At 43.1% G+C, this 16199-nt stretch carries 16 protein-coding genes; 14 read left to right on the forward strand and 2 right to left on the reverse strand.

Annotated features, from left to right (window positions below; translation table 11 throughout):
- Window positions 1-20: 20 nt before the first annotated feature.
- The gene (locus C1G49_RS04815) at window positions 21-1679 is read right to left on the reverse strand and encodes an Rqc2 family fibronectin-binding protein (protein ID WP_105124822.1); all 1659 of its coding nucleotides are present in this window, start codon (window positions 1677-1679) and stop codon (window positions 21-23) included.
- Between the two features lie 729 nt (window positions 1680-2408).
- Here C1G49_RS04815 and trpX point away from each other — a divergent pair.
- The 3 genes from trpX to C1G49_RS04835 are packed head-to-tail and all read left to right on the forward strand — an operon-like array spanning window position 2409 to window position 5046.
- A complete protein-coding gene (gene trpX, locus C1G49_RS04825; RefSeq protein ID WP_105124824.1) occupies window positions 2409-3410 on the forward strand; it encodes a tryptophan ABC transporter substrate-binding protein in 1002 nt (333 codons plus the stop codon).
- Window positions 3411-3424: 14 nt separating this feature from the next.
- Window positions 3425-4291 (forward strand): ABC transporter permease, encoded by an 867-nt coding sequence (locus C1G49_RS04830; protein ID WP_105124825.1) that lies wholly within the window; start codon window positions 3425-3427, stop codon window positions 4289-4291.
- A complete protein-coding gene (locus C1G49_RS04835) occupies window positions 4288-5046 on the forward strand; it encodes an ABC transporter ATP-binding protein (RefSeq protein WP_105124826.1) in 759 nt (252 codons plus the stop codon). Before C1G49_RS04830 ends, C1G49_RS04835 begins: the two co-directional genes overlap by 4 nt.
- A 65-nt stretch (window positions 5047-5111) precedes the next feature.
- Here C1G49_RS04835 and C1G49_RS04840 read toward each other — a convergent pair whose 3' ends face one another.
- Window positions 5112-6347, reverse strand: coding sequence for a DNA cytosine methyltransferase (locus C1G49_RS04840; protein WP_105124827.1), 1236 nt, complete (start codon window positions 6345-6347; stop codon window positions 5112-5114).
- 69 nt (window positions 6348-6416) lie between these two features.
- Here C1G49_RS04840 and C1G49_RS04845 point away from each other — a divergent pair, with 69 nt between their 5' ends.
- From C1G49_RS04845 to C1G49_RS04900, 11 genes are all read left to right on the forward strand, one after another.
- On the forward strand, window positions 6417-7442 hold the full coding sequence (locus tag C1G49_RS04845) for a HaeIII family restriction endonuclease (RefSeq protein WP_161942084.1): 1026 nt from the start codon (window positions 6417-6419) through the stop codon (window positions 7440-7442).
- A gap of 115 nt (window positions 7443-7557) precedes the next feature.
- Window positions 7558-8043: a prolyl-tRNA synthetase associated domain-containing protein gene (locus tag C1G49_RS04850; protein ID WP_105124829.1), complete on the forward strand. Its 486-nt coding sequence runs from the start codon at window positions 7558-7560 to the stop codon at window positions 8041-8043.
- A 5-nt stretch (window positions 8044-8048) separates the two neighbouring features.
- Window positions 8049-8453: a hypothetical protein gene (locus tag C1G49_RS04855; protein ID WP_105117429.1), complete on the forward strand. Its 405-nt coding sequence runs from the start codon at window positions 8049-8051 to the stop codon at window positions 8451-8453.
- Between the two features lie 281 nt (window positions 8454-8734).
- Window positions 8735-10396, forward strand: a complete 1662-nt coding sequence (locus C1G49_RS04860) for a ribonuclease J (protein ID WP_105117431.1) — start codon at window positions 8735-8737, stop codon at window positions 10394-10396.
- A gap of 60 nt (window positions 10397-10456) precedes the next feature.
- Window positions 10457-11233 carry an alpha/beta hydrolase gene (locus C1G49_RS04865; protein WP_105124830.1) on the forward strand — a complete coding sequence of 259 codons (777 nt, stop codon included), beginning with the start codon at window positions 10457-10459 and terminating at the stop codon, window positions 11231-11233.
- 65 nt (window positions 11234-11298) lie between these two features.
- A complete protein-coding gene (locus C1G49_RS04870) occupies window positions 11299-11994 on the forward strand; it encodes a M57 family metalloprotease (protein ID WP_105124831.1) in 696 nt (231 codons plus the stop codon).
- A gap of 10 nt (window positions 11995-12004) precedes the next feature.
- Window positions 12005-12370 (forward strand): hypothetical protein, encoded by a 366-nt coding sequence (locus tag C1G49_RS04875; RefSeq protein WP_105124832.1) that lies wholly within the window; start codon window positions 12005-12007, stop codon window positions 12368-12370.
- Window positions 12371-12419: 49 nt separating this feature from the next.
- Window positions 12420-14318, forward strand: a complete 1899-nt coding sequence (locus C1G49_RS04880; protein ID WP_105124833.1) for an ABC-F family ATP-binding cassette domain-containing protein — start codon at window positions 12420-12422, stop codon at window positions 14316-14318.
- A 323-nt stretch (window positions 14319-14641) separates the two neighbouring features.
- Window positions 14642-15118, forward strand: coding sequence for a DUF3955 domain-containing protein (locus C1G49_RS04890; RefSeq protein WP_105117450.1), 477 nt, complete (start codon window positions 14642-14644; stop codon window positions 15116-15118).
- A gap of 1 nt (window position 15119) precedes the next feature.
- The gene (locus tag C1G49_RS04895) at window positions 15120-15947 is read left to right on the forward strand and encodes a putative RNA methyltransferase (RefSeq protein ID WP_105117451.1); all 828 of its coding nucleotides are present in this window, start codon (window positions 15120-15122) and stop codon (window positions 15945-15947) included.
- A 120-nt stretch (window positions 15948-16067) separates the two neighbouring features.
- Window positions 16068-16148: a 23S rRNA methyltransferase attenuator leader peptide ErmL gene (locus C1G49_RS04900; RefSeq protein WP_032501554.1), complete on the forward strand. Its 81-nt coding sequence runs from the start codon at window positions 16068-16070 to the stop codon at window positions 16146-16148.
- Window positions 16149-16199 lie beyond the last annotated feature (51 nt).

Genomic DNA, 16199 nt, shown 5'->3' on the forward strand with positions numbered 1-16199 from the left:
GTAGCAAAAAAATCCATGAACTAGATTTTCATGGATTTTATTTTGTCTTCAGTTGGGGTGACACGGAGGGTCTTCTGACCGCGGTAGGTCACAAAACCAGGTTTGCCACCTGTTGGCTTATGAAGTTTCTTGGCTTCAATCATATCGACTTGAACCAAGTTAGAATGCCTTGCCTTGGAGAAATAGGCAGCTAACTCCGCCGCATCGGTCTTGACCTCGTCGCTTGGGTCCAAGTTGTCTGTGATGACCACGTGACTGCCTGGAATGTCTTTGGCATGGAACCAGAGTTCGCCCTTTTTAGCCATTTTGAAGGTCAGCTCATCATTTTGCAGGTTATTTTTCCCAACCAGAATGATGGTTTTTCCATCCGTTGCCAAGTAAGGCTCAGGTTTCTGACGTTTATGGATTTTCTCACGATGACGACGTTTGAGGTAGCCTGTTTCAATCAATTCTTCACGGATTTCATCGATTTCTGCCAAACTCGCCTGTCCCAGCATGGTATCAACGGACTCCAGATAGACAATGGTCGTCTTGGTTTCCTCAATCAAGCTGGTCAAGTGCTTGACCGCCTCCTTGAGTTTCTGGTATTTCTTGAAATAACGTTGGGCATTCTGGCTAGGAGTAAGAGCCACATCCAACTCAATCTCCAACTCCTGGCCCGTATAGTAGTTGTCTAAGGTCACACTCGCCTGGTCATTGGGCACCTGATGCAGATAGGTGGTCAAGAGCTCACCCTTTTGCCGCACCAACTCCGCACCTTCTGTATCCGCCAATTCCTGCTCCTGTTTGACCAACTTTTTGCGATTTTTCTCCAGCTCACTGGCCACCCGCTTGATCAGCTCATTGGCCTGTTGGGCCACTCGGTCCCGCTCCGCCTTGTCCTGATAGTAGAAGTCCAGCAGACTGCTCAGGCTCTCAAAGTGTGGCTGGTTTTCAGGGCTATTGGCAAATGGCAGAGCAGCATAGGACTTGTCCGTTAGGCTAGGCTGTGTAGCCTGGTCAAAAAAGGAACGGAAGTTCTTGAGGCGGTCTGTCTGTAAGCGACTTGCTAGTTCAGAAGCTGTATCCCGTCCCAAACCTTGAAAGACTTGTTGGAGATTTTTGGCTGATAAGTCTTGTGTGGATAAGATTTCAAACAATTTCTCGTCAGACACCGCATAAGGATTGAGAGAATGTGTTTCCGGTGGACGAATGTAGGTGGAACCTGGCAAGATGGTCCGGTAGGAATTTTGCGAGAAACCTACGTGCTTAATAGCTTCGATAATCCGCTGTTCAGACTTATCCACCAAGATGATATTGCTGTGCTTGCCCATGATTTCCACAATTAAGGTTGCTTGGATATGGTCGCCAATCTCGTCCTTATTGGACACCGAAAATTCTAAGATACGGTCATTGTCCAACTGGCGAATATCCTCGATAATAGCACCCTGCAAGTATTTTCGTAAAATCATGGTAAAGGTATTAGGCACCTTGGGATTGGTAAAATCCGACTGGGTCAGCTGAACCCGTCCGAAAACAGAGTGGGCAGACAGGAGCAACTTATGGCTCTGGCGGTTGCTGCGGATGTTAAGGACAATTTCCTGCTCAAAGGGCTGGTTGATTTTCTGAATCCGCCCGCCTTCTAGGTTGGCTTTCAATTCAGCTGTCATGTGATGTAAAAAAAATCCGTCAAAAGACATGGTGTTCCTCTTTCTAACTGGTCTAACTCTGTCTAGTATATCACACTTCGTTGATTTTTTGATGAGAGTTGCAGAATGGGAGTAGAAAAATTTTCAGAAAATTTAATCAAAAGTCTTGACAAAGTGATTTTGATACCGTATAATCGTCTGTAATCAGAAGAAGTAGTAAAGCAGAAGTCTTCAGGGAGCCTGTGGTGCTGAGAACAGGTGGCGGAGTTTTATGAAATGGGCTGATGTGTATTTATGTCTATTTTATGACGTCGTTAGTCGTGCTTGCCGTACCACCAGTACTGCCTTCACTCGACTGCCTAGTCCTAAAATGCCCTAAATTCACAAGGATTGTTTGTGGTGGTATAGCAAGGAGAGCTAACGAAGTAATCGACCAAAACAGTCACGTAAAAGAACTTAAAACAATGATAGTTCGGTCCGCACACCTTACAGTGCAACTCCTTGTTAGAGGAGATGAGATATGGGAGGATTCTAGACAAATCCCATAAGTGAGGTGGCACCGTGTCATTGACGCCCTCGCATACTGTTTTTCAGTATGCGGGGGCTTTTCCATTGTCTTGGTAGATTGTCGTTCAAATGAAAAATGAAATACAGATAATGACCTTCTACTTTGACAATGATAGAAATTACGAGGTAATCAAGATGAAACGATGGCGATGGTGGAATAAAATTTTGAAGACGTAGAAATTGAATATTATGTATTTTACGAGGAGAATGAATATGTTGAAAAATAAAAACTTACTTGCTACAATTGTTGCCCTTACTGTTATGGTAGTTGCTGCTTTGTTTATGACACAAAAAGAGCAGAGCAATTCATCTAAATCAACGGAGAAAGTTAAGATTGGGGTTCTTCAGTTCGTAACCCATGATTCACTAGATGAGATTTATAAGGGGATCAAGGATGGACTGAAAGAGGGAGGCTATTCAACGACGGATAATTTGGACATTGATTTTATGAATGCTGAGGCTGACCAGTCACAGGTACAGACCATGAGTAAAAAATTGGTGGACAATGGTAATGAACTCTTAATCGGTATCGCGACACCAGCTGCACAAGGTTTGGCAAACGCAACGACTGAATTGCCAATCATCATGGGTGCGGTAACAGACCCAGTTGGTGCCAACTTGGTAAAAGACTTGAAAAATCCTGGTGGGAATATCACTGGTGTGTCTGACCAGACACCTGTAGCAGACGCTGTTTCCCTCATCAAGGAAATCACACCAGAGGCAAAAACAATCGGCGTCCTCTATTCTTCAAACGAAGACAATTCAAAAATTCAAGTAGCGGAATTTAAGGCTGCAGCGGAAGAAGCTGGCTATACCGTTCTGGAGTATGCAGTGGCATCAAGTAATGAATTAGCCTCTACAGTAGAAGTGGCAACAAGTAAGACAGATGTTCTCTTCACACCAGTAGACAATACTGTTGCTTCTGCCTTTTCAACAGTTGTTTCTGTGGCAAATAAAACGAAAACTCCGATTTTCACTAGTGTAGAAGACATGGTCGAAGGTGGAGGTATTGCATCTGTAACCCTCAGCCAATATGACTTGGGTGTGGCAACAGGTAAAATGGCTGCGAAAATTCTTGATGGTGCCAATCCAGCGGATACACCAGTCCAAATCTTCAATGAAGGTACGGTCGTTGTTAACCAGAAAGTTGCAAAAGAATTAGGTATCAGCTTGTCAGAAGAGATTATCAATAAGGCAAGCAAGGTTATCGAATAAAACAAAGGAAAGTTATGATTGTATCAACAGTATCACAGGCTCTTTTATGGGCTGTACTAGGAATGGGAATATTCGTCACCTTTCGGATTTTGAATTTCCCGGATATGACGACAGAGGGCTCTTTTCCGCTGGGAGGAGCAGTTGCAGTAACCTTATTGACCCAGGGAGTTCATCCTGTCTTGGCTACCCTAGCAGCCGTTTTGGCAGGCTGTTTGGCAGGCTTGATTACGGGCTTGCTCTATACCAAGGGGAAAATCCCTACACTTTTAGCTGGTATTCTGGTCATGTCTTCCTGTCACTCCATTATTCTCTTTATCATGGGTCGGGCAAATTTAGGCTTGCTAAATACCAGTCGCTTGCAGGACTTGCTTCCCTTTTCCGAGCAAGTAAATGGTCTTTTGCTTGGTTTGGGAAGTGTTGCCCTAGTCATTGGATCCTTGATGTTCTTCCTTTATACTCGCCTGGGTCAAGCCTTTATCGCGACGGGGGATAATCCAGATATGGCTCGCAGTTTTGGTATCAATACTAGCAGAATGGAACTGCTTGGGTTGATTCTTTCTAATGGGATTATTGCTCTTGCGGGTGCCTTGATTGCTCAACAAGAAGGTTATGCGGATGTATCCCGTGGTATCGGGGTCATCGTAGTTGGGATGGCTAGCTTGATTATCGGTGAGGTCTTATATGGAAATTTGACCATGTTGGAACGGTTCTTGGCCATTGCAGTGGGTGCCATTTTCTATCAGTTCTTGATTTTGGTGGTTATCTCCCTCGGTATCAATACCAGCTACCTCCGTATCTTCTCAGCTATGATTTTGGCAGTCTGCCTCATGGTTCCTGAGTTGAAAAATAAAGTCTTGAAAGGAGCCAGCCTGTCACGATGAAAGCAATTGTTGAATTAAAAAATGCCACCAAGGTGGTGACCAACGGTTTTGATGAAGAGCGCGTGATTTTGGACAATGTCAATTTGACCATCTACCAAGGGGATTTTATTACTATTTTAGGTGGCAATGGTGCTGGGAAATCAACCCTCTTCAATGTCATTGCTGGTACCCTGCCCTTGACAAGTGGTTCGGTCCACATACTTGGTGAGGATGTGACCAACTGGCCTGCTGAAAAACGGGCCAAGTATCTGGCTCGTGTCTTCCAAGATCCTAAAATGGGAACTGCTCCGCGGATGACAGTGGCAGAAAATATGCTCATTGCCAAGTATCGTGGTGAGGGGCGGGGCTTGGTGCCACGTAGATTGGTCCAAGAAAGGGAAGAATTTGCCCAGCTCTTGCCGAGAGTGGGAAATGGTTTGGAAAAGCATTTGGACACACCAGCAGGGCTTTTATCAGGTGGGCAAAGACAGGCCTTGAGTTTGTTAATGGCTAGCTTGAAGCAACCAGAACTCTTGCTCTTGGATGAGCATACCGCAGCCCTTGACCCTAAAACCAGCCAATCCCTGATGCACTTAACGGATGAGTTGATTGCGACCAAGGGAATGACAGCTCTCATGGTTACTCACCAGATGGAAGATGCGCTTCGCCACGGCAATCGCTTGATTGTCATGAAGAATGGTCAGATTATCCAAGACCAGACTAGCGAAGAGAAGTCCCAGATGAAGCTGGAAGATTATTATAAGTTGTTTGATTAGTTTGATGTTTATGTGTCAATAAAGGTAAAGAAAGAATCCTGTGTTTGTAGCAGGATTCTTATTTTTTATAGTAGATTTTTGTAGTAAAATTCGATAATAGGTCTGGCAATTTTCTCAGCAAGAACAACAGGGACTGCATTTCCGATTTGCTTATATTGTTCATTTAATCGATGGTTCTCTGTCACATTTCCTTTATTTCCATTAGAAAATTCAAACCAATCCGGAAAGGTTTGAATGCGAGCACATTCTCTGACAGATAGTCTACGATTATGGTTTCCTTGAAATACCCATGTTTCCTTGTCTATTTTTTTCATAGGCAATCCGTGGGGATGCTGGGGTGCCTGTCTAGCACTGGCTTGGATTGTAAAGCTCTGTTCTTCCCAAGATTTCTTACGGTTACGGCTCATATATATAGAAGAATATGTTGAATCAAAGACATCGCTCGGTTCAAGAGGTAAATCTCCGATGGCATCTTTGAGTGTGACATATGCTTCTTTTTCTGGTCCGTGTGTTGCTGGTGGCAGTTGATAGACATAGTTGAATTTTTTCTGAATATCTTTTCTTACACCAATAATGAAAACACGTTCTCTTAATTGTGGAACTCCATAATCTCGTGCATTTACAAGGTGGGCAGTAACGACATAGCCAGCCGCTGCAAAGTCTTCTGTAATTTGTTCTAGCACTTTTCCTTTTCCGAGAGTCATTAGACCTTTAACATTTTCTGCAATGAAGAACTCAGGTTTTGACTGCATGAGTGCACGGATGTAATGAATGTATAAAAAATTACGCTCATCATCAAGCAAGCGTGGACCTGCCACACTAAAGCCTGGGCAAGGAAATCCTCCGAGCATGATATTAGCTTTTGGAAAAAGGGAAACTTTCTGGATATTTTTAGAACTTTTGTAAATCGTATGAGGGAAGTTTTTCAGGTAAGACTGATTTGCTGATTCAAATAAATCATTTGAAAAAATGAAATTGATAAGCTTATTTCTGTGACTATCATAGGACAGCTTTGATTGGAATAGTTGATAGGCTTTTTCCTGACCGTACTGAGCAACAAGGCCAGCTAATTCGATACCTAAATCAAGTCCACCACAGCCACTAAAGAGAGAAACAATATTGATTTTACTTTCATCGTATTGAATAGTATCAATAATAGCTTGTTCCTTATCTTTTTCCTCTTGCGTAATGGCCTCTTCGACTTTTTGAGTTTCTTCCTTGATTTTCGCCTGTAGTATTTCTTCAATTTCTTCCACAGTGAAGGTGGATGAAGATATGAATTGCTTGTCTGTTTTTTTCATAAGAACTCCCAACTGAATATATACTTTACAAGTATAACAAAAAAAAATAAACTTGGCCAGTAGAAACTATTGTGGGATAATAAAGCTAGTAAAAATATAGGAGTAGTAGAAATGGCTAAGCAGACAGTACAAGGAAAAGGATTTGAATATGCTTGTATTACAACTTTTTACAAGGCTTTAACGGAGTTGGGGATGAGGTGTGAAATTGAAGAGAGCAAGGCCTATCTAACTGCACGGGATAATTTCCAAAAATTAGATAGCGTTTTACAAGAAGATATGTTCCAAGCGGCTAAGGCGAGTCTAACTACCATTCTAAAGGCAGAACCAAATCTGTCTAATGGTCAGGAATTAGTAACCTTATCCATTTTAGTTGATAAAAGTGGTGGAGATGGTGATGTTAGGGATATTGTATTTATCAAAGGTGAAACTGATTGGGAGATTGGGATTTCTTGTAAACATAATCATCATGCCCTAAAACATTCTAGGCTATCCAATGACATAGATTTTGGTTTGAAATGGTTGGGACTTCCAGTTTCTAACGATTACTTTGAAGCCATTAAGCCCGTATTCACTAGGTTAGCAACTTTGAGGGATGAAACCAAGCACCTTGATAAAGCTGAGCAGCATAAATGGACTATGTTTGAAAATAAAGAAGTGGAGATTTATTTACCTGTTCTTGAAGCTTTTAAATTTGAGTTGCTTCGATTATACGAGCAACATCAGGATGTCCCCCAACTTCTAATTGAGTATCTACTAGGACGAAAAGACTTTTATAAAGTAATAGCAAAGGATAAGGAACGGAAAACGATTGTTCAGGCATTTAACTTAAACGATACCTTATCTATCAATTATCAAACCATTCGTCCAAAGACAAGGGTTAAGGGCTTGTCAACTGTTTTACCAACAAGAATTTTCTCTTTAGACTACAAGAGAGGTTCTAAAAATACTCTGGAGTTGATTATGGATAATGGTTGGTCTATCAGTTTTCGCATTCACAATGCTTCTTCAAGAGTAGAACCGTCCTTAAAATTTGATATTCAGTTAATTGGTATCCCTCAGAGCGTGACAAATGTTGAGGAGTATTGGGAAGATTGATTATTAAATAGGGCAGTCAGTTTGACTAAAGTCTGGAGCAATCCAGGCTTTTCTTATCCTTTGAATTTTCGGTTAAAAAGCAGTATAATATACTAAATATAGCAAGAGTGCTATCATGGATAAATTGGTTTTTAAAACATTAGCTGACTTGGGAATGGACTACACCATTGTAGAGCATCCACCAGCTCGGACAACTGAGGAAGCAGACTCTTACATTGAAGGGTTAGAAGGAGTACGGACCAAGTCCATGTTTCTGACTAATAAGAAAAAGACTGCATTTTATTTACTGATCATGGATGACCAGAAGCAGCTGGATATGGACTTATTTAGGGATTTGGTCGGGGCAAACCGTATTCGGATGGCCTCGAGCGATAGCTTGATGGAAAAAATGCACTTGCCTGCGGGTGCGGTATCTGTTTTTGGCTTGTTACATAATGTTGATAAGGATATTCAAGTCTTTTTTGATAAAGAAATCCTTTCTGAACCCATTCTAACCTTCCACCCCAATGTTAATACGAAAACGATTTTTGTAAAGACAGAAGATGTTTTGCGTTTTGTAGAAGAGATTGGCTTTTCAGCAACGATTGTTGACTTGGGGTAACAAAGATGAGAAAATGTTTAGCTATTTGTAGTCTGTTTTGTTGTCTATTTTTGGTAGGATGTCGGACAGGAGCAGCTTATCAGGCAAAGATTGAGCCGATGGAAGCATCGGAATTATACTCGGAAAAAGAAATTCAGGATGCTGTAGTTGTCGTTCAAGATTACTTTGATAAGCATTTTAAGAGTTGCCAATTATTGACCATTGGATATGGTGGCGATGATGAAAAGTTATTTGATGACTGGGCTGAAAACTATGGTGCAGAGGAGGCTATAGTGTTAACCTCTTCTTTCAAGGTAGCCGCTGAAGGGGCAGAACCAACCTTGGAACCAAATAGTATTCATCGGGATTGGAAATGGATTTTAGTGCGTAATGCTGGTGGAAAGTGGGAACATAGGGGACATGGTTATTGATTAAATGGGAGAACTCTGTTGAATTTCAGCAGAGTTTTTTGTAAATTTTCCTGAAAAAATGTATAATAGAAGCGATAGCTAAAATATAGTCTTTTAGTTTACTTTTAGTACTAGGCAACGAGCCGCAGGCATAACTGGAGTTAGGCAAGGCGAGTTAACGAAGTAATAAAAGAAAAACTAAATGACGATAATTAGCAGACTGTAATTCGACTTGGAACACCCAAGGACCGTTGGTAAGAAAAATAAACTGGACACCTGTGGGATGTCTAAAAGGAGAAAAAATGAGTAGCATAAAAATCATGGCTCTCGGTGGTGTACGAGAAAATGGTAAAAACCTTTACATTGCCGAAGTAAATGAGCATATTTTTGTCATGGATGCTGGTGCCAAGTATCCAGAAAATGAACAGTTGGGTGTTGATGTAGTTGTTCCCAACTTTGATTATTTAGAAGAAAACAAGCACCGTGTAGCTGGGGTCTTTCTGACACATGGTCACGCTGATTCGATTGGAGCCCTGCCTTATCTTTTAGAAAAAGTGAAAGTTCCTGTTTTTGGCTCACACCTGACCATTGAATTGGCGAAATTGATTGTCAAGAACAATAATGCAACCAAGAAATTCAAGGATTTCCACGTCATCAATGCAGCGACTGAGATTGATTTTGGTGATTCAGTTGTATCTTTCTTTAAGACAACTCACTCTATTCCTGAAAGTTTGGGAATTGTAGTCAAGACAGACCAAGGAAATATCGTTTATACTGGTGACTTCAAATTTGATCAGGCTGCGGATAAATACTACCGGACAGACTTTGGTCGTCTGGCTGAAATTGGTTCAGAAGGTGTATTGGCTCTCTTGTCAGATTCGGCCAATGCAGATAGCAATGTGCAGTCAGCTAGTATGCATGAAGCTGGGGAAGAAATTCTCAATACCATTGCAGACTGTGAAGGTCGTGTGATTGTAGCTGCTGTGGCAAGTAATATTGTCCGTATCCAACAAATCTTTGATGCGGCTGAGGCTACAGGTCGCCGCGTTGTTTTGACGGGGCACGATGTGGAAAATATTGTCCGTACGGCTATCCAATTGAAAAAACTTCGATTGGTTAGCGAACGTCTTTTGGTCAAGCCGAAGGATATGGGCAAATACGAAGACCATGAATTGATTATCCTGGAAACAGGTCGGATGGGTGAGCCACTGAACGGGCTTCGTAAGATGGCCATTGGTCGCCACCGTTATGTCGAAATCAAGGAAGGTGATTTAGTCTATATCGTTACGACACCAAGTGTTTCCAAAGAGGCGGTAGTTGCCCGTGTTGAAAACTTGATTTACAAGGCTGGTGGAACGGTCAAATCCATTACCAAAAACCTGCGTGTGTCTGGTCACGGCAATGCGCGTGATCTGCAGCTCATGCTCAACATCCTCCGTCCTAAGTATCTCTTCCCAGTTCAAGGGGAGTACCGTCAGCTAGATGCTCATGCCAAGGCTGCGCTTGAAATCGGCATGTTCCCAGAGAATATTATTATCGTCAAGCGTGGGGATGTCATGGCTTATGAAGATGGGGATTTTGTCCATAGCGGAGCGGTTCCTGCTGGTGATGTCATGATTGACGGAAATGCCATGGGAGATGTTGGAAATATTGTCCTTCGTGACCGTAAAATTCTCTCAGAAGATGGTATCTTTATCGTGGCAATCACTGTCAACCGCCGTGAGAAGAAAATCATTTCCAAGGCCAAGGTCAATACACGCGGATTTGTCTATGTCAAGAAGAGCAAGGATATCTTGCGTGAGGCATCAGATTTGGTCAATGCAACGGTGGAAAATTACTTCACCAAGGATAGTTTTGATTGGACAGAACTCAAGAGTGCTGTTCGCGATGACTTAGCTAAATTCCTCTTTGACCAAACCAAACGTCGCCCAGCCATTTTGCCGGTGATTATGGAAGTGAAATAGAGTTTTATAAATGCAAAGAGCCCAGGGCAACCCAGGCTCTTTCTACATAAGGAGAAACATATGGCAATCATGAAAATTGAATACCATTCAGAAGTTTTGGATATGTCCAGACAGGTTACGGTTTTATATCCCGACCGAAATCGTGTGGAAAATCCTGATGATAACGACATTCCTGTCCTATATCTCTTGCACGGGATGGGAGGAAATCAGGATTCCTGGCTCAATCGGTCGACTATTGAACGCTTGGTTCGTTATACTAATCTGATTGTTGTTATGGTTAATACGGACAAGGCTTGGTACACCAACACCACCTATGGTATGAATTATTATGATGCCATAGCGATTGAGTTGCCTCAAATCCTCAAGCGGTTTTTCCCAAATATGTCTGACAAGCGTGAGAAGAATTTCATTGCTGGCTTGTCTATGGGGGGCTATGGGACTTTCAAGATTGCCATGATGACCAATCGCTTTTCTTACGCAGCCTCACTTTCAGGAGCCTTGCAGGTTGATTTTACCAGTCCATCTGCCTTGGAATTAGGTAGTCCTGACTATTGGAAGGGTGTTTTTGGGGATGTAGATAATCCAGAAAATCCAAATCTACTGACTAATATTTCTAGATTTTCGGACAAGAAAACCAAGTTCTATGCCTGGTGTGGTGAGGAAGATTTTCTCTTTGAAGGGCATCAAAAAGCAGTTCGAGAGCTGGAGGAGCAGGGATTTGATATAGAAGCTAGTTATGGACCAGGTAAACATGAGTGGTATTATTGGAACCAACAGATTGAAAAGGTCTTGGCTTGGTTGCCCATTGATTTTAAATTAGAAGAAAGATTGTCCTAGCATTTAAGAAAAATTTCAGAAAATAAGACTATACTGAAATCTATTTCTAGAGAGAGGTATAGTGTATGAAATTTTTTGCTTCAATTTTTAAATGGATCTGGCGAACGGTTTGGAGCTTGGTTTGGCTTTCCATGGTTTTAATCGCATGTGGTTTGGGGCTGTTGTTCTATTTTCAACAGGAAGCTGCGCCTCAGATGCTACAAACCTTGGCTCAGGAAGTACAATTGATGGTTAAAGGTCAATCCGAGGTCAGTATTGAAGAGGGTGTTGATACCATCAAACATCTGACTACTGATACGGTTAATACAGCTGACCATGGACGTTGGGAAACCAATACTGCGACTGTCTATATTGAAACCCAAAATCCAACATTCGTAGCTGCCTATGAAACGGCTATTGCCAATTGGAATGCGACCGGTGCCTTTACCCTAGTCCTTACCACAGATCCAAATCAGGCGGATATTATTGCTACTGAGATGAATGATGGGAATACCCAGGCGGCAGGTGAGGCTAATTCAACGACCAACTTATTGACCAATTATTATAGCTCGGTGACAGTTCGCTTGAATAGTTATTATCTCTTGAATGAAGAGTATGGCTATGATATGGACAGAATTATCCATACAGCTGAACATGAATTGGGTCATGCCATTGGTTTGGATCATGATGATAGTCAGGCTTCTGTTATGGAATCGGCCGGTTCTAATCATGGTATTCAGCAGGCAGATATTGATGCCGTAGTGGCCTTGTATTCAGAATAGAAGGGAAAATATGTTTCGAACAATTACAAACACAATAAAACGTTACCCAGAGCAAGCCTTGCTCTTTCTCTATAATGCTGGGATTTTTGCATGGTTACAATCGACCAGTCATTCCATTATGGAGCAAATCGGTATAGATAGCAGCTGGTTTGATAAAATTCCAGAACCTATCAAGGCATGGACGGGGGCGAGCTTGGAGAGCATGCAGACCTTGCTTAATTCTTCGGCTTGGGGCTGGTTAATTGTGTCTATGATTTTGATGATGCTTATCCGATTTGTCAAAGGTGTGATTAAGTTTGTCATCATGCTCATCATTATTGGTGGCGGTCTTTATCTGATCTGGCAGAATAGGGAGCTTATTCAATCCCTGGTATAATAGTGAAATCAAATCAGCCTTGTGCTGATTTTTTTGGTATAATATTTTTATGATTATACTAAGCGGAAACAAGATTGAGCGCTCCTTTGCGGGCGAAGTTTTATTTAACAATATCAACATTCAAGTAGATGAACGGGATCGGATTGCCCTTGTCGGAAAAAATGGAGCAGGCAAGTCTACTCTGCTCAAAATCCTTGTCGGAGAAGAGGCGGCGACTAGCGGTGACATTTCAACCAAGCGTGATTTGTCCCTTTCTTACCTGGCACAGGACAGTCGATTCCAGTCAGAAAATACCATTTACGATGAAATGCTTCATGTTTTTGACGACCTGCGGATGACGGAGAAACGCCTGCGGTCTATGGAAGAGCAAATGGGGAGTCTGTCTGGTAATGAACTCGACCAGCTCATGAAAACCTATGATAGTCTGTCAGAGGAATTTCGTCAGGCAGGTGGTTTTAACTATGAAGCGGATATTCGTGCTATTTTGAACGGTTTCAAGTTTGACCAGACCATGTGGGACATGAAAATCTCCGAACTTTCTGGCGGTCAAAATACTCGACTGGCTCTAGCAAAAATGCTTCTTGAAAGTCCAGAACTCTTGGTGCTGGACGAGCCAACCAACCACCTGGACATTGAAACCATTGCTTGGTTAGAAAACTACCTAGTGCATTACAAGGGAGCCTTGATTATCGTCAGCCATGACCGCTATTTCTTGGACAAGGTGGCGACGCTGACGCTGGATTTGACCAAGCATTCCTTGGATCGCTATGTGGGTAATTATTCTCAGTTTGTCGAGCTCAAAGAGCAGAAGTTGCAAACGGAATTGCAAAACTATGAGAAGCAGCAGAAGGAAATTGCTAAGTTAGAAGACTTTGTTCAGAAAAATATTGTCCGTGCTTCGACCACCAAGCGTGCTCAGGCTAGACGTAAGCAGTTGGAAAAGATGGAGCGACTAGACAAGCCGACAGCTGGTCAGAAGTCTGCTAACATGACCTTTCAGTCGGACAAGACTTCTGGCAATATCGTCTTGACAGTGGAAAATGCTGCGGTGGGCTACGATGGAAACATTCTTTCCCAGCCTATTTCAATTGACCAACGGAAACTCGATGCCATTGCCATTGTCGGTCCGAATGGTATCGGAAAAACAACCCTGCTCAAGTCCATCATCGGAGCTCTGCCATTTATCAAAGGGGAAGCCAAGCTCGGTGCCAATGTGGAAGTGGGCTACTACGACCAGACCCAGTCGGCCCTGACGCCTTCCAACACGGTCTTGGAGGAGCTCTGGTCCGCCTTTCCGACCACACCTGAAGTGGAAATCCGCAACCGCCTTGGAGCCTTCCTCTTCTCAGGTGATGACGTCAAAAAGTCTGTGTCCATGCTATCGGGTGGGGAAAAAGCCCGCCTGCTCTTGGCCAAGCTATCCATGGAAAATAACAACTTCCTCATCCTCGACGAGCCGACCAACCACCTGGACATCGACAGCAAGGAAGTGCTGGAAAATGCCCTGATTGACTTTGACGGCACCCTGCTCTTTGTTAGCCACGACCGCTATTTCATCAACCGCGTCGCCACCAAGGTCCTGGAAATCTCGGAAACTGGCTCCACGCTCTACTTGGGCGACTATGACTATTATTTGGAGAAAAAGGCAGAGCAGGAAGCAGATGCCCAGCCTGACCAGCTAGAAAGTACCAGCCAATCAGCCGGAGCCATGGACTACCAAGCCCAAAAGGAAAACCAAAAAGAGCAACGCAAACTGGCTCGCCGCATCGAGCAAATTGAGGCAGAAATCGATAGCATCGAAAACCGCTTAAGCGAGCTCAACCAAGCCATGCTAGAAACCAACGACATCGGTCAGCTGACCAATCACCAGAAAGAAATCGACCAACTGACCAGTCAACAAGAAAGCCTCATGGAAGAATGGGAAGAATTATCCGAGCAGATGGGCTAGGTTGACAGGAAGTTGACAAGAGGCTCAAACCCTTGATAGAACAGGATTGCAAGCCAGTCTTGCGGAGTTAGCAAGACCACCTTTCGCTAAAAAAGTCCAGAGCAAGCCAGTCTTTCTTGGCAAACATCGACCAAGAAGCTAAGATAAGTATAGAGATTAGCATCACTTCTCGAAGGTGGTGTCAACATCTCAGCGCAGTGGTTGATTGGCAGATTTGTTCGTGTTGCACACTTCAAATCTGGCCTAATCAACTGTGCGGGGGCGGGACGACGAACTCTTTTTCATTTTTCGAGTTCTGTCCCGCTCCCTGAAAGGAGAAAGAAATGAACTTTGAACAGCAAATCAAAGACTTACGAAAAAAGAAAGGTTTGACTCAGGAACAGTTTGCCCTCAAACTCAATGTGACACGGCAGGCTGTTTCCAACTGGGAAAATGACAAAAATCTGCCCGACTTGGAACTTTTGATTCTCATGTCCTCTGTCTTTTTGATCTCCTTAGATTACCTTATCTTAGGAGGAACTGACATGAACAACATGACAGAAAAACTTGTAAAAGACGGTCGCGAAGGCCGCCGTACCCAGATGCACCTGACCATTACCATTATTGGTAGTTTTCTCATGCTTCTCGGCTTCGTCTGCTTTGTCATCAAGGCAAACTCAGTCGAATATGTCGATGCCAAGGGCATTCTGCATGAAAATTTTTACCTCATTCCAGTCGGCTACTTGCTGGTCTTTACAGGAGCCATTGCCACGCTCCTATCAGGCCTAGCCCTGCACCGCTTTAGAAAAGAATACAAATAAGATGACCAAACACCAACATTTTGCCAATAGCGACCAATTTTTCGCCTGTCCACATTGTGGGCAGGCTCTTGGTCTTGACCTCAACAGCCTCCGCTGTCCCAACCGCCACACCTTCGACATCGCCAAGCAGGGCTATGTCAACCTGGCACCCCAAGTCAAGCAGTCCGCCAACTACCACAAGTCTAGCTTTGAAAACCGCCAGGCCTTTTTAGAGGCAGGCTATTACGACCATCTCTATGAAGCTTTGGAGGGGAAAATAGCAGAGCTGGGCTTGCGGTCTGTCTTGGACATCGGCTGTGGAGAGGGTTTTTATTCCCGTAAGTTAGCCGAGAAAATGGACTTGGACATTCTTGCTTTTGATATTTCCAAGGACTCCATTCTCTTGGCAGCCAAATCTGACAGGACCAAGTCGGTCAAATGGTTTGTCGGTGACTTAACCAAGTTACCTATTCAAGACAAGACAATTGACGGCATCTTGGACATCTTTTCCCCAGCTAATTACCAGGAATTTGCCAGAGTGCTGAAAGTTGGTGGGGCTATTCTCAAGCTGGTCCCAGGACCCAATCACCTCAAGGAGCTCCGCCATTTAGCTAAAGACCAACTCCGCAAGGAGTCCTATGATAACCAGGCTATCGTGGACCATTTCAAGTCTTACCTAGGGCAGGTGGAGCAAGTACTGGTCAGTCGGACCTTGCCGATTAGCCTAGAACATGCCCAAGTCTTGGCAGACATGACGCCCCTCTTTTTCCAAGTGGACCAGTCCAAGTTGGACTTGAGCCAGCTGACCGAGATTACGATTGAGGGACTGCTCTTGATTGGAACTATATAAAAAATAAAGAGTGTGTTGATAGTGCAGTATCTTAAAATTTTGTATAATAGGAATTGAAGTTAAATTAGATGCTAAAAATTTGTAATTAAGAAGGAGGGATTTGTCATGTTGGTATTCTAAATGCGTTATCAAATGCGTTATGTAGATAAAACATCTACTGTTTTGAAACAGACTAAAAACAGTGATTACGCAGATAAATAAATACGTTAGATTAATTCCTACCAGTGACTAATCTTATGACTTTTTAAACAG

Source organism: Streptococcus suis (assembly GCF_002960625.1).
Lineage (GTDB): Bacteria > Bacillota > Bacilli > Lactobacillales > Streptococcaceae > Streptococcus > Streptococcus suis_T.